Below are 16,568 nucleotides of genomic sequence, written 5' to 3'. Positions count from 1 at the left end.
GCCATGACCATCTCCATCCGTTCCGTCCAGAAGCAGTTCGGCCGCTACCCGGCGCTGAACAATGTCGACCTCGAGATCGCCGACGGCGAACTGCTGGCGCTGCTGGGTCCGTCGGGCTCGGGCAAGACCACGCTGCTGCGCGCCATCGCCGGTCTGGAATTCCCCGACAGCGGCCAGGTGCTGTTCCACGACAACGACGTGACCTACGCCTCGGCCGCCGCGCGCCGGGTGGGCTTCGTCTTCCAGCAGTACGCGCTGTTCAAGCACATGACCGTGGCCAAGAACATCGCGTTCGGCCTCGATGTGCGGAAGGGCAAGGACAAGCCGCCGAAGGCCGAGATCGCCCGACGCGTCGAAGAGCTGCTGAAGCTGGTCGAGCTGGACGGCCTGGGCGGCCGCTATCCCTCGCAGCTGTCTGGCGGTCAGCGCCAGCGCGTGGCCCTGTCGCGGGCGCTCGCCGTGCAGCCCAGCGTGCTGCTGCTCGACGAGCCGTTCGGCGCCTTGGACGCCACGGTCCGCAAGTCGCTGCGCAAGGAACTGCGCCGCGTGCACGACGCCACCGGCGTCACCACCATCTTCGTCACCCACGACCAGGAAGAGGCCCTGGAACTGGCCGACCGCGTCGCCATCCTAAACAAGGGCAAGATCGAGCAGATCGGCACCCCGCGCGAGGTGCACGACAATCCGGTCTCGGCCTTCGTCTGCGGCTTCGTCGGCGAGGCCAGCCGCTTCGAGGGCCAGGTCTCGGGCGGTCGCTTCACGGCCGGCCCGCTGGTCCTGCCGGCTCCCGGCGTCGCCGACGGCGCGGCCGTGGGCTTTGTGCGTCCGCATGATTTCGTGCTGGCCGACGACGGCGTCGAGGCCAAGGTCGAGCGGGTCAACGTCCAGGGCGCCCTGGTGCGCGTCGACGCCGTCCTGGCCGGCGGCGGGCGGATCGAGATCGCCGCCTCGCGCGCCGACGCCGACCGCTTCGTCGGCTCGGTGAAGGTCGCGGCGGCCAAGAGCCACGTCTACGCGGCGTAGAGCTATATCTCCCGTCATTCCCGCCCTTGTGGCGGGAACCCCTGGTTCCGCGCGCACGGGCGGCGCAAGCGGCGTGCTTGGCACGCCGCCCCACCATCACCTGCGGCTGACAGAGAGTTTCCCGCCACAAGGGCGGGAATGACGGGAGTTGAGTGGGCTGCGGCGCAGCCTACTGCTGCTGCTGTTGTTGCTGCTGGCGTTGCTGGTCCTGATGGACCGCGGCGGCGTCGCCGCGGCGGCGGCCGCCGAAGGCGGCGGGCTTGGCCAGGCGCAGGAACTCCGGCTCGGCCAGGGCCGCGCGGGCTCGGCGCACCGTCACGCCGACGGCCAGATGGCTCTCGGCGTCGCCCTTGTAGACCCCGCGCGAGGGCGTGACGTCGGCATAGTCGCGGCCGACGGCCACGGCCACGTGACGCTCGCCCGTCAGGCAGTTGTTGGTCGGATCGAAGCCCACCCAGCGCAGGCTGGGCAGGAAGACCTCGATCCAGGCGTGGGTCGCGTCGGGATCGGAGCGGTCGCCGGCGTCGCGGTCGGTGAACAGGTAGCCCGAGACATAGCGCGCGGGCAGGCCCCAACTGCGGCAGATGGCCAGCATGATGTGGGCGAAGTCCTGGCAGACGCCGCTGCCGGCCTCCAGGGCCAGGTCGATCGGGCTGTCGGCGTCGGTGACGCCGGGTTGGTAGCCGAACGACTGGTAGAGGGTCTCGTTCAGCCGCTTCAGCGCCGTCAGCGGGTCCTGACGGCGCAGGTCTTCCAGGTCGTGCTTGGCGATGAACGCCAGTAGCGCCTCGGTCGTCTGCACGAAGCCGTGCGGCCGCAGGAAGTCGAAGCACTCGCCGCGCACGAACTCGCTGCGCAGGCGGTCCCACTCGCCGGTGTCGAGCCTGTCGGGCAGGTCGGCGGCGCGTTCGGTCTCCACCGCCGAGCGGGCGATGATGGTCAGGCGGTCGTGCGGCTGGGGCACGTCGAAGTGATAGACCGCGTTGCCGAAGCTGTCGGCGTAGGAGAACAGCTGGCCGGCCGGATCGATGTCCAGCTCGAAGCTGACCAGCCGCTGGCGCGCGCCCTTCTGGGGCTGCATCCACAGCTCCATCAGGCTTTCGCGGACCGGCCGCTCGTAGTGGTACTGGGTGACGTGGCGGATTTCGAGCAGCATGGGATCAGGCCGGCAGTCGCAGTTCGAGGGGATAGGAGACGAAGGTTTCGTAGATGGCTTCGTGGATGCGGGCGCACTCGTTGACCACGGCGGTCAGCAGCGAGCCGGCGCCGCCGGCCTCGAGCTCGTCGACGTCGGCGAACTGCAGGCGGGCCTTCAGCTTGCCGGCCAGGCGCTCGGGCGCGGCGCGGCCGGCGGCCTCGACGTGGCGGGCGAGCGTCGCCAGGTGCTCCTCGATGCGCGAGGTGGCGAACCGGATCGAGCGCGGGAAGTCCTCGTCGAAGACCAGGAACTCCAGGATGTGCCGGGGCTCGATCTCGGCGGTGTAGACCCGCAGGTAGGGCTCCAGCGCGCAGGCCATACGCAGCAGGCTGACCAGCGCCAGGTGGTCGTTGATCTCGCGGCCCGGGGCGGGGGCGAAGCACACCTCCAGCAGGCTGGAGACCAGCTGCGCCCGCTCCAGGTACATGCCCAGCATCATGAACCGCCAGCTTTCGCCGTGGCTCATGGTGGCGTCGGCCGCGCCCTTGAACAGGTGCACGTCGGCGATGACGTCGTGCAGGAAGGCCACCGAATTGTCGGCGAACTCGGCCTCGGCGTTGGGGTCGGTGACCCGCAGATAGAGGACGTTCAGCCGCTCCCAGGTCTCGGTGGTGATCTGGTCGCGCACCTGGCGGGCGTTCTCGCGGGCCATGGTCAGGGACGAGACCACCGAATTGGGGTCCGACCGGTCGAGCACCAGGGCCAGGGCGGCGTCATAGGGCGACACCTTGCCGGTCTCGCTGTCGCCGACGGCCGAGAGGGCGATCCACACCGCCTGGACGCCGGAATCGGTCTGGTCGAGCGTGGCGTTCAGCATCACGCTGGACAGCCGCGACAGGTGTTCGGCGCGCTCGATATAGCGGCCCAGCCAGTAGAGGCTGTCGGCGACCCGAGCGAGCATCATTGGCCGTTCCCCTTGTGACCGTTGGAGTGGCCATTGCCGTTGCCGTTGGAGTGGCCGTTCTCCTCGGCCAGCACCCAGGTGTCCTTGCTGCCGCCGCCCTGGCTGGAATTGACCACCAGCGAGCCGCGCTTCAGCGCCACGCGGGTGAGGGCGCCGGGGGTGACGATCGTCTTCTCGCCCGACAGGATGAAGGGCCGCAGGTCGACGTGGCGGGGCTCGATGCGGCCGTCCACGAGGCACGGCGCGGTCGACAGCTGGATGGTCGGCTGGGCGATGTAGTTGCCGGGATCGGCCTTCAGGGCTTCCGCGAACTCGGCGCGTTCCTGGGCGCTGGCGTGCGGCCCCACCAACATGCCGTAGCCGCCCGAGGCCCCCACGGCCTTGACCACCAGCTTGTCGAGATTGGCCAGCACATGGCTGAGCTGGCTCTTCTCGCGGCAGAGATAGGTCTCGATATTAGGCAGGATCGGGTCTTCGCCCAGGTAGTAGCGGATGATGTCCGGCACGAAGGCGTAGACCGCCTTGTCGTCGGCCACGCCCGTGCCCGGGGCGTTGCAGATCACCACGTTGCCGGCGCGATAGGCGTTGAACAGGCCCGCGGCGCCCAGCGACGAATCCCGACGGAAGGTGAGGGGGTCGATGAAGTCGTCATCGACCCGGCGATAGATCACGTCCACCCGGCGCAGGCCCGTGGTGGTGCGCATGTAGACCATGTTGTCGTGGACCACGAGGTCGCGGCCCTCGACCAGCGGCACGCCCATCAGGCGGGCCAGATAGGCGTGCTCGTAATAGGCGCTGTTGTAGACGCCGGGCGTCAGCACCACGACCTGCGGGTCCGACCGCCAGTCGGCGCTCATGCTCTTCAGCGTGGCCAGCAGCAGGTCGGGATAGCGCTCGACCGGCCGCACCCCGGCCTCGCGATAGGTGCCCGGGAAGGTGCGCTTGGCCGCGTCGCGGTTGGCCAGCATGTAGGAGACGCCCGACGGGACGCGCAGATTGTCCTCCAGCACGGCGAACTGGCCGTCCTGGCCGCGGATCAGGTCGCTGCCGCAGACATTGGCGTACGACTTGTGCGGTACGTAGAGGTTCTGCATCTCGCGCCGGTAAGAGGGCGCGCCCAGCACCAGGTCGCGGGGCACCACCCCGTCCATCAGGATCTTCTGCTCGCCGTAGATGTCGGCGAGGAACATGTTCAGCGCCAGCAGGCGCTGCGTCAGGCCCGACTCGATCTTGGCCCATTCGGCCGCCGGGATGATTCGCGGAAAGAGGTCGGTGGGAATGATCCGCTCGGTCGCGCTGCCCGCGCCGTAGACGGTGAAGGTGATGCCCTGCAGCAGGAACGAGCGCTCGAGGGTCTTCTGGCGATCGGCCAGGGCCGAGGCGCCCAGGGTCGCCATCCGCGACTGCAGCGGGGCGTAGTGGCCGCGCACCTCGCCGCCCGGAGCGAACATTTCGTCGTAAGCCACGCCGGGCAGATAGGCCGCCCCCGTCATCGGCAGGTTGGGTGCTTCGTCCAGGCTCTGTATTTTCGCCGCCACGCCTGTGTCCACCTTGGTTGTCCGTCTCTTGGACCCGCGCCGAAGCGGCGCTGGTCGATGGAAACCTAGAACGCCTCGAAAAGGTTCGCGGCGGATTTCGCGCTCCGCCGCGCCAATGCGCACGACTGCTCATCATTTGGGCGCCAATTGCCGGGCCTGAGAAGGCGCCATCGTTCGCCCTCGCAGCATTTCGCGGCGTGACAGGCGTGAAGCGCCCGACTACACGAGGCCTGGGGGCGCTCCGCGCGGGGACGAAGCTTGGTGCGTAAGACGACAGTCCTGGGCCTGGCCGCCGTCATGGCGGCCTTCGCGGCCCAGGCGCATGCGGACGAACCATCGGCGACCATCACGGGCGTCGAGGATCGCGCCCTGCGCGAGGCGATTCAGCGCGCCTTGACCGAATCCGACGGCCCGCCCGGCAGCCGCTCCGAAGCCCGCCGCCGCGCCCGCGACGCCGCCGACGACGCCGTGGCCGTGCTGCGCGCCGAGGGCTACTACGCCTATGTCGTCGAGCCCGACGTCACCGAGGCCGATCCGCCGCGCGGCGTGGTCAAGGTCACGCCCGGCCCGCTGTTCGTCTTCGCCGATCCCCGCATCGACTGGTCGGGCGAGCCGCCGGACGAGGGCGTTCGCGAGCGGGCCTTCTCGGTGCTGGGCCTGACCGAGGGCTCTGCCGGCCGCGCCGCCGAGGTGCTGGGGGCCGAGGGGCGCGCGGTCGCCCAGGTCCAGAAGCTGGGCTATGCCGACGCCATGGCCGATCCGCGCCAGGTGATCGTCGACCATGCCGACCACACCGTGCGCCCAACCTTCGTCATCGCCTCGGGCGAGCTGGTGAAGGTCGACGGCGTCGAGCTTTCGACCAAGGGCCGCACCAACATCATCTGGCTGCGTCGCCTCGCCCCCTGGAAGGAGGGCGACGTCTACGATCCCGAGGACGTCGCCGAGCTGGAGCGCCGGCTGCGCGACACCGGCGTCTACGACACCGTCTCGGTGGCCCTGGCCCCCAAGGACAAGGCCCTGGAGAACGGTCTGCGGCCGATCCAGGTGACCCTGGCCGACCGGGCCTCGCGCACGCTGGAACTCGGCGCCGGCTATTCGACCAGCGAAGGCCCCGGCGTCGACGTCAAATGGATCCGCTACAACCGCCTGCGCCGGGCCGACACCACGACCATCACCACTCAGGTCGCCAAGCTGGAAAAGAGCCTGGAGGGCTCGGTCGCCCTGCCGCACTGGGGCCGGCCGCAGCAGACCCTGAAGCTGACCAGCAAGGTGTTCGGCGAGACGACCGACGCCTATGACGAAACCGGCGCCACGATCAGCGCCGACCTGACGCGCCGGCTGCAGGCCACGCGCTACCAGACCTACGGCGTCTCGCTGGACCTGTCGCAGACCACCGAACTGACCTCGGCCAGCGGCGGCACGGTGGGTCAGCGGCTGAACCTGGCGACCTTCACCACCCTTGCCGCCTACGCCTGGGATCACTCGGACAACATCCTCGATCCCAAGCAGGGCTGGCGGATCGAGGCCCGGGCCGAGCCGACCGCGATCACCGGCGACACCAGCCTCGTCTACATCCGCACCCAGGCGCAGGGCGCGGCCTACATCCCGTTCGGCGAGAACGCCAAGACGGTGCTGGCCGGCCGGCTGAAGCTCGGCGCCATGCTGGGCGGCACCATGCCCGAAGTGCCGGCCTCGCGGCGCTTCTATTCCGGCGGCGGCGGCTCGGTGCGCGGCTATTCCTACCAGGCCATCGGCCCGCGCCTGTCGGACAACACCCCGCAGGGCGGCCTGTCGCTGTTCGAGGCCTCCCTCGAAGTGCGCCATCGCTTCACCGAGCGTTGGGGCGGGGTGTTCTTCCTCGACGCCGGCGCCGTGGGCGTCGAGCCCACGCCCAGCGCCGACGACTTCAGCGCCGGCGTCGGCTTCGGCGTCCGCTACGACCTGGGCTTTGGCCCGATCCGCGCCGACTTCGCCGTGCCGCTCGAAAAGCGCAAGGGCGACCCGGCCTTCCAGATCTATCTCAGCATCGGGCAGAGCTTTTGACCGACGCCGCACCGCCGCCAGAACCCGTCGAGCAGGTCGCAGAAGCGGCGGTCAAGGTCGCGCGCCGTATCGGCGGACCCGGCTGGTTGATCATCGTCTCGGTGACCCTGGTGGCGATCGTCGCCCTGTTCCTGGGCGTGGTGCGCTACGGCGTGATCACGCCGCAAGGGCGGGCGTTCCTCGAGGCCCGCACCAGCGGCCTGAAGCTGGGCCGCATCGGCACGCTGAAGATCGAGGGCCTGTCGGGCGACATCTGGCGTGACTTCGGCGTGCGCCGGCTGACCATCTCCGACGAGAAGGGCGTCTGGCTGGAGGGCGCCGACCTGCACGTCGTCTGGCGGCCGCGCGAGCTGTGGTGGCGCCGCTTCCACGCCGACAACATCGAGGCCCGCCAGGTGACGCTGGTGCGCCGCCCCACGCTCGGCCCCAAGGGAAAGTCGAGCGCCGCGCCGGTCTCGGTCGATCTCGACGCCTTCAAGCTGCGCCTGGTCTCGCGACCGGCGTTCAGCAACGTGGCCGGCGACTTCGATGTCTCCGGGGCGTTCGAGATGGCGCGGGCGGGCGGCCAGGCCGGCCGGCTGTCGGCCGCCAGCCGTCTGCACCCGGGCGACCACCTCGATCTCGTCTTCGACCTGGGCCGCGACCAGACCCTGCTGCTGACCGCCACGGGGCGCGAGGCCAAGGGCGGCGCCCTGGCCGGCAGCCTCGGTTTGCCCGCCGACCGCCCGTTCCAGCTCGACGCCAAGGCCAACGGCACCACCCAGGCCGGCGCCTTCACCGTCCGCGCCCAGACCGGCGACACTGTTCCCCTGCGCGCCGGCGGGGCCTGGACCGCTCAGGGCGGTTCGGCCAGCGGCCATGTCGACCTTTCGGCTTCCACCCATACCGACCTCTACGAGCGGATGTTCGGCGCTGCGGTGGACGTCGACCTCGTCGGCCGCAAGGCCGGGTCCTCGACCGATCTTTCCCTGAAGCTGCGCGCGCCGAACCTCAGCCTGGACGCCCAAGGCCTGGCCGACCTCAGCCAGCGCCGCACCGCGCCGGAAGGCGTGACCTTCTCTGCCTCTGTTCGCGATCTCTCCAAGATCACCCCGATCCCCAAGATGGGCGCTGCCAAGGCGCAGGGCGTCTTCAAGCTGGGCGCCGACGGCTTCTCGGTAGAGGGGCCGGCCGATGTCGCCAATCTGGAGCTGCTCGGCTACCGCCTGGCGCGGGCTCGCGGCCCGGCCTTCGTCGGCTGGAAGAAGGGCGAACTGACCATCCGCGCCTCGGCGACCACCGAGGGCGGGGCGGGCGAGGGCCTGCTGGCGCCGCTGGGCCGCTCGCCCAAGGCCGAGTTCGAGGGCGCGCGCCTGAAGGACGGCCGCTTCCTGATCAAGCACGCCAAGATCGTCGCCCCCAACATCGTGGTCGACGGCAAGGGCGAGCGCGGCCTGCTCGGCGGCCTGTCGTTCGACGGTTCGGCCAAGGTCGCCTCCCTGGCCCCGATCCGGCCGGGCATGAAGGGCGCGGCCGACATCAAGTGGTCGGCCAGCCAGGCCCGCGACAAGCCCTGGAACTTCACCGCCGACGCCAAGGGCGCCGGCTTCGCCACGGGTCTTTCCGAACTCGACCGGCTGCTAGGCGCCGCGCCCAAGCTCAGCGCCCGCGCGGCCTGGGACAACGGCAAGCTGTCGGTCGCCGACGCCAAGCTCGACGGCGCGTCGGCCCGCGCCAAGGTTTCGGGCGTCATGACGCCCGGCAACAACCTGGCCTTCAAGCTCGACTGGTCGGCCGAAGGGCCGTTCGGCGCCGGGCCGGTGGAGGTCAGCGGCAAGGCCTCGGGCGATGGCGCGATCACCGGGACGCTGACCGCGCCCCGCGCCGACCTCAAGGCCGCCTTCGACAGCATCGACCTGCCGCGCCTGCCGCTGAAGGACGCCAAGCTGGCCCTGACCTTCGCCAAGCTGCCCGACGGCGGCGACGGGACGGCGTCGCTGCAGGCGACCAGCCAGTACGGCCCCGCGCGCGGCAAGACCGCGTTCCGGTTCGCGCCGGGCGGGTTGGAGCTTTCCGATCTCGACGTCGACGCCGGCGGCCTCAAGGCCCAGGGCGGCGCCTCCTTGCGCGACGGCCGTCCCGCGAGCGCCGACCTGAGCGTGGCCGTCGGCCCCGGCGCCTTCCTTGCCCAGGGCTCGGTCAAGGGCGCGGTCAAGCTGGTCGACGCGCCCGGCGGTCCGAACGCCACGCTGGATCTCGTCGCCCAGGACGTCGCGGGCGGCGCCTGGAAGCTGCGCACCGCCACGATCAAGGCCAACGGCCCGATGAGCCGTCTGCCGCTGACCCTGGACGCTCGCGGCGAGGCGCCGGCCGGCCGCTGGAACCTGGCCGGAACCGGAGTGCTGGCCCAGCAGACCGACGACTACCTGCTGACCCTCGACGCCAAGGGCCGCATGGCCCGGACCGACATCTCCACCCGCGAGTCCGCCCAGATCCGCTTCGGCGGCGCGCGCACGACCAGCAGCCTGCGCCTGAACCTCGGCGACGGCCGCGCCGACCTCGATCTCGACGTCGGCGGCGAGCTGGCCAATCTGCGCGCCGACCTGGTGGGCGTCAGCCTGACGGCCCTCAATCCCGATCTGGCGGGCCGCATCGACGCCCGGGTTTCGATGCGGGGCCAGGGCGAGGCTCTGGATGGCGAGCTCGACGCCAACCTGTCGGGCGCGCGCGAGCGCGGGGCCAAGGAGAACCAGTCGCTGGACGCCACGATCCATGGCGACCTGCGCGACCGGGTGATGACCGTCAAGGCCAGCGGCTCCAATCCGCAGGGCCTCAAGGCCGAGGCCGACCTGACCCTGCCGACCGAAGCCTCGGCCAAGCCGTTCCGCCTGGCCATCGACCGCCGCCGGGCGGTGCAGGGCCGGTTCCTGGCCCAGGGCGAGATCAAGCCGCTGTGGGACCTGCTGATCGGTCCGGAGCGCGGCCTGTCGGGCAAGATCGACGCCGAGGGCTCTCTGGCCGGCACCCTGGCTGACCCGCGCCTGATCGGCCGCGCCGCCCTGACCGGCGGCAAGTTCGAGGACGGCCAGTCGGGCCTGCGCCTGCAGGACGTCGCCATCACCCTGGCCCTGGCCGACAACGCCATCGACGTCAGCCAGGCCCAGGGCGCGGACGGCCGCGGCGGCACGGTCTCGGGCGCGGGACGGATCAGCCTGGCGCGCGACGGCGTCGGCAGCTTCCGCCTCGACATGAAGAACTTCCAGGTCATCGACAACGAGTTGGCGAAAGCGTCCGCCACCGGCCAGACGACGATCAACCGCGACTCCGCCGGCAAGGTGAAGCTGACCGGGGCCCTGACCATCGACCGCGCTGACGTCTCGGCCCAGTCCAAGACCCCGGCCGGCGTCGTCTCGATGGACGTCATCGAGCGCAATCGCCCGCAGGACTTGGTCCAGGGCGTCGAGGTCCGCCAGCGGCGGGCCGATTCCGGCATGGCGCTGGACGTCACCCTGAAGGCGCCGCGGCGGATCTTCGTGAAGGGCAGGGGCCTGGACGTCGAACTGTCGCTCGACGCCCATGTCGGCGGCACCACGGCCAGCCCCAGCCTCGACGGCGTGGCCCGCGTGGTGCGCGGCGAGTACGACTTCGCCGGCAAGCGCTTCGAGTTCGACGACGACGGCGTGGTGCGCCTGGCCACCCAGCTGGAGCGGATCCGGCTGGACCTGACCGCCACCCGCGAGGACGACGCCCTGACCGCCGTCATCAAGATCTCGGGCTCGGCCGCCAAGCCCGAGATCACCCTGACCTCGACGCCGGAACTGCCGCAGGACGAGGTGCTGTCGCAGGTGCTGTTCGGATCGTCGGCCGCCCAGCTGTCGCCGATCGAGGCTGCCCAACTGGCCTCGGCCCTGGCGTCGCTGGCCGGCGGCGGCGGCTTCGACGTCATCGGCAACCTGCGCAGCTTCGCCCGCCTCGACCGCCTGGCCTTCGCCGAGGGCACCACGGGCATGACCGTATCGGGCGGCAAGTACGTCACCGACGACGTCTATGTGGAGATCATCGGCGGCGGCCGCGAAGGGCCGGCGGCGCAGGTCGAATGGCGCATCCGCCGGGCGCTGTCGCTGGTCTCGCGCCTGGGCGGCGACGGCGACGCCAAGCTTTCGGTGAAATGGCGAAAGAACTATAGGTAGCGCAAGGCTGTTGCGCGGGCCTGCGGTTTCCTCGCCAAAGGAAACAACGTTTTGCCCGCGGCCCTTGGACTAGGCTCTGGTCAAGGGAGACAGCGAATCCATGCGGATCGACGACGAAGATCGGGCTGTCCTGGGGAGTTTGGCGGCCGACGGCCCCCGGATCATCGACCGGGCCGTGGCCTGGTGCGCCATCAACTCGGGAAGCCGTCACATCGCGGGCCTGGAGCGGCAGCGGCAGGTTCTTGCCGAAGCCTTCTCGGCGCTGCCCGCCGCCCCGACCGAGATCCCGCTGACCGCCTCGCCCGAGATCGCCGCCGACGGGCGGGAGATCGCGCAGACCCACCCGCCGGCCATCGCCGTCGTGGTGCGTCCCGAGGCGGCGGTCCAGGTCGTGCTGACCGGCCACTACGACACCGTCTATCCCGAGACCTCGGCCTTCCAGACCGTCTCCACCCGTCCCGACGGCGCGCTGCACGGGCCTGGGATCGCCGACATGAAAGGCGGGATCTCGGTGATGCTGGCGGCGCTGGAGGCCTTCGAGCGCCACCCCAACGCGGCCAATCTGGGCTACCGCGTGCTGCTGTCGCCCGACGAGGAGATCGGCTCGATCGCCTCGGCTCCGGTCCTGGCCGACTTCGCGCGGCTGGGTCATGTGGGCCTGACCTACGAGCCGGCCCTGGCCGACGGGGCGCTGGCCAGCGTGCGCAAGGGCTCGGGCAATTTCCACGTCGTGGTCCACGGCCGCGCCGCCCACGCCGGCCGCGACTTCGCCTCGGGCCGCAACGCGGTGATGGAGGCCGCGCGTCTGGCCCAGGCGCTGCACGCCCTCAACGGCCGCCGCGAGGGGGTCACGCTCAACATCGCCAAGATCGACGGCGGCGCGCCGCTGAACATGGTGCCCGACATCGCCGTGCTGCGCTTCAACGTCCGCTTCCCCTCGGCCGCCGACGCCGCCTGGCTGGAGGGCGAGATCGCCGAGATCGTCGCTTCCACAAAGGCCGACGGCCTGCACGCCCATCTGCATGGCCGCATCACCCGCGGCGCCAAGCCGTTCAACGCCGCCCAGGAACGCCTGTTCGGCGCGGTGAAGGAGGTCGGCGCGCTGCTGGGCCAGGACATCGCCTGGAAGCCGTCCGGCGGGGTCTGCGAGGGCAACAACCTCTTCGCCTCAGGCCTGCCCAACATCGACAGCCTGGGCGTGCGCGGCGGCGACATCCACAGCGAGGCCGAGCACGCCTGGCCGGCCAGCTTCGTCGAGCGCGCCCAGCTCTCGGCCCTCACCCTGATCAAGCTCGCCAGCGGCGATATCGACGCCCACGCGATCCGCGCAGCCATGGCCGCCGTACCGGAGATCCTCTGAATGCTCGTCGTCCGTCCCGCCGGTTCGGCGGATTTCGACTCCCTGATGGAGCTGGCCGTGCTGTCGGGGCGGGGCTTCACCAGCCTGCCCGAGGACGAGCCGACCCTGCGCGAACGCTTGGCGCTTTCGGAAGCCAGCTTTCAGGCCGGCGTCGCGCCGCCCGAGGCCTGGTACACCCTGATGCTGGAAGACCTGGAGAGCGGCGTCATTGACGGCGTCGCAGGCGTCAAGGCCAGCGTCGGCCTCAAGCGGCCGTTCTTCTCGTTCCGCGTCGTCACCCTGGCCCAGTCGTCGCCGGTGCTGGAGATGCGCTTCGACCACAAGGCCCTGGTGCTGGTGAACGAATGCGCGGGCTGGTCGGAGGTCGGCTCGCTGTTCCTGCGCCCCGAAAAGCGCAAGGGCGGGGCCGGGCGGTTGCTGGCTCAGTCGCGCTACATGCTGATCGGCATCGAGCCGCAGCGCTTCGCCGAGATGGTGCTGGCCGAACTGCGCGGCTGGTTCGACGAGGACGGCTCGTGTCCGTTCTGGGAGCACGCGGCCAGCAAGTTCTTCCGGCTGGACTTCGACCAGGCCGATCTGATGAGCGCCTCGACCAACGGCCAGTTCATCCTCGACCTGGCGCCGCGCCACCCGATCTATACCGAGCTGCTGGCTCCCGCCGCCCGCGACGTGATCGGCAAGGTCCACCGCGACGGCGAGGCCGCGCGGGCCATGCTGGAGCGGGAAGGCTTCCGCTACCAGGGGCTGGTGGACCTGTTCGACGCCGGCCCGACCGTGGCCGCGCCGCGCGACGACATTCGTACCGTGCGGGACGCCAGGCGCCTGCGGGTGAAGATCGGCGAGGATGCGTTCGGCGAGGAGGCCCTGATCTCGACCACCGACGTCGCCCGCTTCCGGGCGGTGCGGGCCGCCGTGCTGATCGACGGCGAGGCGGCGATCCTGGATCGCGAGGCGGCCGACGCTCTCGGGGTCAGTGAAGGCGACCATGTGCGGGTGAAGGCATGAGCGGCGTGTTTATCGACGGCGTCTGGAAGAGCGGGCTGGGGCCCGAGGCCGTCTCCACCGACCCGGCGACCGGCGAGGTGGTCTGGCGCGAGGCCACGGCCTCGTCCGCCGATGTCGAGGCGGCCGTCGCGGCGGCCCGCAAGGCCTTCCACCCCTGGGCCGATCTGCCGCGCGAGGCGCGGATCGCCATCCTGCGTCGCTACAAGGAGGTGCTCGTCGAACGGTCCGCGGCTTACGCCGAGGCCCTGAGCCGCGAGACCGGCAAGGCGCTGTGGGAGACCAAGGCCGAGATCGGCTCGATGGCCGGCAAGGTCGACGCCTCGATCAAGGCCTATGACGAGCGCACGGGCATCGCCGAAAACGCCATGCCCTTCGGCCGCGCCGTGCTGCGTCACCGCCCGCATGGCGTGATGGCGGTGCTGGGGCCGTTCAACTTCCCGGGCCACCTGCCCAACGGCCACATCGTGCCGGCCCTGCTGGCCGGCGACACCGTGGTCTTCAAGCCCTCCGAAGAGACGCCCCTGGCCGGCCAGCTGCTGGTCGAGGCCCTGGAGGCGGCCGGCGTCCCGGCCGGCGTCGTCAACCTGGTGCAGGGCGGACGCGAGGTCGGCCAGGCGCTGATCGACCAGGAGATCGACGGCCTGCTGTTCACCGGCTCGGCCCAGGCGGGGACCTTCTTCCGCCGCCACTTCGCCGATCGGCCCGACGTGATCCTGGCCCTGGAGCTGGGCGGCAACAATCCGCTGGTCGCCTGGCAGGCCGGCGACCCGGCCGCCGTCGCGGCGCTGGTGGCGCAGTCGGCCTTCATCACTACCGGCCAGCGCTGCTCCTGCGCCCGCCGACTGATCGTGCCCGATGATTCGGAAGGCCAAGCGATCGTCGAGGCCGTGCTGGCCCTGGTCCCGAAGCTGTCGATCGGCCCGTGGAACGGCGAGGAGCCCTTCATGGGGCCGCTGATCTCCGAACGCGCCGCCGGCCACGCCCTGGCCGCCGCCGGCCGTATCGAGGGCCAGCGCCTGCTGGCGCCGGGCCGCGTCGAAGGCCTGTCGGGCGCCTTCGTCTCGCCGGGCCTGATCGACGTCACCGGCGTCGATGTGCCCGACGACGAGATCTTCGCCCCGATCCTGCAGGTGCGCCGCGTGGCCTCGTTCGACGAGGCGCTCGCCGCCGCCAACGCCACCCGCTACGGCCTGTCGGCCGGGCTCGTGACCGAGAACCCGGCGCTGTGGGACCGCTTTCTGGCGCGGATCCGGGCCGGGGTCGTCAACCTCAACCGCCCGACCACCGGCGCGGCCGGAACCATGCCGTTCGGCGGCCTCGGGGCCTCGGGCAATCACCGGCCCAGCGCCTATTACGCCGCCGACTACTGCGCCTATCCGGTCGCCAGTTTCGAGGCCGGGGCGGTGCTCGACACGACGGGCGACATCAAGGGTCTTCGTCCGTGACGGCCGTCGAGGCCAATTGCGACGGCCTGGTCGGCCCGACCCACTCTTATGTCGGCCTGTCGCCCGGTAACATCGCCAGCCAGGTCAACGCCGGCCAGGTCTCCGACCCGCGCGCGGCGGTGCTGGAGGGCCTCGACAAGATGCGCCGCCTAGCCGACTGGGGCGTGCCGCAGTTCGTGCTGCCGCCGCACGAGCGGCCGGACGTGGGGTTCCTGAAGTCGATCGGGTTCACGGGCTCCGACACCGCCGTCATCGAGACCGCCTGGAAGACCGCGCCCGCCCTGGCCGCCGCCGCCTGCTCGGCCTCGCCGATGTGGGCCGCAAACGCCGCCACGGTGACGTCCAGCGCCGATACGGCCGACGGTCGCGTGCACTTCACGCCCGCCAACCTGCTGACCAACCTGCACCGCAGCCTGGAAGGCCCGCAGACCGCCAGGGCTCTGCGCCGGCTGTTCCCGGACGAGGCCCGCTTCGCCGTCCACGACCCGCTGCCGACCCAGCCGCACTTCGCCGACGAGGGCGCGGCCAACCACGTGCGGCTCTGCGTAGAACACGGCGAGCCCGGGGTGAACCTGTTCGTCTGGGGCCGTGAAGCCTGGGAGCACTGGAGCGGCGCCTATCCGGCCCGCCAGACCCGCGAGGCCTTCGAGGCGATCCAGCGTCGCCACGCCGCCGCCCGCGCCGTCTTCCCCCGCCAGGGCCGTCGCGCCATCGCCGGCGGGGCCTTCCACAACGACGTGGTCTGCGTGGGCACGCGCGAGACCCTGTTCTTCCACGAAGCCGCCTTCGAGGACCGCGCCGCCATGGAAGCGCAGGTCCGCCGTGCCGCCGAGGGCCTGTTCGAGCCGGTGTTCGTCGAGGTCTCCGAGGCCGACCTGCCCATCGAGGACCTGGTGAAGAGCTATCTCTTCAACTCCCAACTCCTGGTCCTGCCCGGTGAGGACCGCCTGGTGCTGCTGGCGCCCGGGGAGACCCGCGACAATGCCCGAGCCCGCGCCGTGGCCGAGGGGCTGGTGGCCTCCAACGGCCCGATCGGTCGCGTCGAATACGCCGACGTCCGCCAGAGCATGCGCAACGGCGGCGGCCCGGCCTGCCTGCGGCTGCGGGTGGTGCTGACCGACGACGAACTGGCCGCCGCCAATCCCGCCCAGCGCTTCGACGCCGCCCTACACGCGCGTCTCGCCGACTGGGGCGCTCGACGCTATCGCGACCGCCTGGCGCCGGCCGATCTGGCTGATCCGGCCCTGCTGGTCGAAAGCCGCGAGGCCCTGGACGAGCTGACCGCGATCCTCGCTCTCGGCGGCGGCTTCTATCCCTTCCAGAGAGACGCATGAGCTTCTCGATCCGCCCGACCCGCGCCTACGACGCGATCCCGGTCGCCGCCGTCCATCGCGCCACGGCCGCCATGCCGGGCGGCATCGCGCGCCAGCCGGAGGAGATCACCGACGGCTATATCGACCGGATCCTGCACGAGGCCCTGGCCGATGGCGTGGGCCTGGTGGCGGTCGACGAGGGCGGCGTCGTCATCGGCGAGATCCACGCCGTGCGCATCCCGGTGAAGCTGTTCTCGCACGTGCTGTCGGACCTGACCGTGGCGGTGCATCCCGACTGGCGGGGCAGGGGCGTCGGCTCGGCCCTGTTCCAGGCGCTGTTCGCCGCCGCCCGGGCGATGGACCCGCCGATCGTGCGGGTGGAGCTGGGGACCGGCGCGGGCAACGCGGGCGCGATCCGGCTCTATGAGCGACTGGGGTTTCGCGAAGAGGGGCGGCTGGAGAAGCGTGGGCGCTTCCCAGACGCGACGTTCGAGGACGACATCGCGATGGGGCTGATCCTCGACTGACGTCGAGGACCCCCTCCGGCCCTCCGGGCCACCTCCCCCAGAG

At 71.1% G+C, this 16,568-nt stretch carries 11 protein-coding genes; 8 read left to right on the top strand and 3 right to left on the bottom strand.

The genetic code is table 11. The features are described 5' to 3' along the window. The first annotated feature begins 3 nt into the window (after positions 1–3). Positions 4–1,023 carry a sulfate/molybdate ABC transporter ATP-binding protein gene (locus tag AC1RRS_RS17310; RefSeq protein ID WP_492856192.1) on the top strand — a complete coding sequence of 340 codons (1,020 nt, stop codon included), beginning with the start codon at positions 4–6 and terminating at the stop codon, positions 1,021–1,023. A gap of 169 nt (positions 1,024–1,192) precedes the next feature. Here AC1RRS_RS17310 and AC1RRS_RS17305 read toward each other — a convergent pair whose 3' ends face one another. From AC1RRS_RS17305 to AC1RRS_RS17295, 3 genes are read right to left on the bottom strand one after another with little or no spacing between them, the layout of a single operon-like run. Then, on the bottom strand, positions 1,193–2,179 hold the full coding sequence (locus AC1RRS_RS17305; RefSeq protein WP_492856191.1) for a transglutaminase family protein: 987 nt from the start codon (positions 2,177–2,179) through the stop codon (positions 1,193–1,195). Positions 2,180–2,183: 4 nt separating this feature from the next. Continuing rightward, on the bottom strand, positions 2,184–3,125 hold the full coding sequence (locus tag AC1RRS_RS17300; RefSeq protein ID WP_110122103.1) for an alpha-E domain-containing protein: 942 nt from the start codon (positions 3,123–3,125) through the stop codon (positions 2,184–2,186). Further along, entirely contained in the window at positions 3,122–4,663 is a 1,542-nt protein-coding gene (locus tag AC1RRS_RS17295) for a circularly permuted type 2 ATP-grasp protein (protein ID WP_110122104.1), read from the bottom strand. Before AC1RRS_RS17295 ends, AC1RRS_RS17300 begins: the two co-directional genes overlap by 4 nt. Positions 4,664–4,924: 261 nt before the next feature. On the opposite strand from AC1RRS_RS17295, the gene AC1RRS_RS17290 reads away from it, so the two are divergent. The 7 genes from AC1RRS_RS17290 (at position 4,925) to AC1RRS_RS17260 (ending at position 16,525) form a co-directional block, all read left to right on the top strand. After that, positions 4,925–6,706 (top strand): autotransporter assembly complex protein TamA, encoded by a 1,782-nt coding sequence (locus AC1RRS_RS17290; protein WP_492856190.1) that lies wholly within the window; start codon positions 4,925–4,927, stop codon positions 6,704–6,706. Further along, positions 6,703–10,875, top strand: coding sequence for a translocation/assembly module TamB domain-containing protein (locus AC1RRS_RS17285; RefSeq protein WP_492856189.1), 4,173 nt, complete (start codon positions 6,703–6,705; stop codon positions 10,873–10,875). The genes AC1RRS_RS17290 and AC1RRS_RS17285 overlap by 4 nt, the downstream gene beginning before the upstream one ends. A 100-nt stretch (positions 10,876–10,975) precedes the next feature. Beyond that, complete coding sequence (locus tag AC1RRS_RS17280) at positions 10,976–12,235, top strand: hydrolase (protein WP_492856188.1); 1,260 nt, start codon at positions 10,976–10,978, stop codon at positions 12,233–12,235. Then, a complete protein-coding gene (locus AC1RRS_RS17275; RefSeq protein WP_492856187.1) occupies positions 12,236–13,240 on the top strand; it encodes an arginine N-succinyltransferase in 1,005 nt (334 codons plus the stop codon). After that, complete coding sequence (astD, locus tag AC1RRS_RS17270) at positions 13,237–14,685, top strand: succinylglutamate-semialdehyde dehydrogenase (protein WP_492856186.1); 1,449 nt, start codon at positions 13,237–13,239, stop codon at positions 14,683–14,685. The genes AC1RRS_RS17275 and astD overlap by 4 nt, the downstream gene beginning before the upstream one ends. Then, on the top strand, positions 14,682–16,019 hold the full coding sequence (locus AC1RRS_RS17265) for an N-succinylarginine dihydrolase (RefSeq protein WP_492856185.1): 1,338 nt from the start codon (positions 14,682–14,684) through the stop codon (positions 16,017–16,019). The genes astD and AC1RRS_RS17265 overlap by 4 nt, the downstream gene beginning before the upstream one ends. Next, the gene (locus tag AC1RRS_RS17260) at positions 16,016–16,525 is read left to right on the top strand and encodes a GNAT family N-acetyltransferase (protein ID WP_492856184.1); all 510 of its coding nucleotides are present in this window, start codon (positions 16,016–16,018) and stop codon (positions 16,523–16,525) included. The genes AC1RRS_RS17265 and AC1RRS_RS17260 overlap by 4 nt, the downstream gene beginning before the upstream one ends. Positions 16,526–16,568 lie beyond the last annotated feature (43 nt).

It is taken from the genome of Caulobacter sp. GW821-FHT12A07 (assembly GCF_058807655.1).
The sequence above is the reverse complement of the archived record's forward strand: the minus strand, read 5'-3'. Positions and strand labels throughout refer to the sequence as shown.

Coding starts and splice junctions, on each gene's coding strand:
- AC1RRS_RS17280 (WP_492856188.1), top strand. CDS start 10,976: ATGCGGATCGACGACGAAGATCGGGCTGTCCTGGGGAGTTTGGCGGCC.
- AC1RRS_RS17275 (WP_492856187.1), top strand. CDS start 12,236: ATGCTCGTCGTCCGTCCCGCCGGTTCGGCGGATTTCGACTCCCTGATG.
- astD (WP_492856186.1), top strand. CDS start 13,237: ATGAGCGGCGTGTTTATCGACGGCGTCTGGAAGAGCGGGCTGGGGCCC.
- AC1RRS_RS17305 (WP_492856191.1), bottom strand. CDS start 2,179: ATGCTGCTCGAAATCCGCCACGTCACCCAGTACCACTACGAGCGGCCG.
- AC1RRS_RS17260 (WP_492856184.1), top strand. CDS start 16,016: ATGAGCTTCTCGATCCGCCCGACCCGCGCCTACGACGCGATCCCGGTC.
- AC1RRS_RS17300 (WP_110122103.1), bottom strand. CDS start 3,125: ATGATGCTCGCTCGGGTCGCCGACAGCCTCTACTGGCTGGGCCGCTAT.
- AC1RRS_RS17310 (WP_492856192.1), top strand. CDS start 4: ATGACCATCTCCATCCGTTCCGTCCAGAAGCAGTTCGGCCGCTACCCG.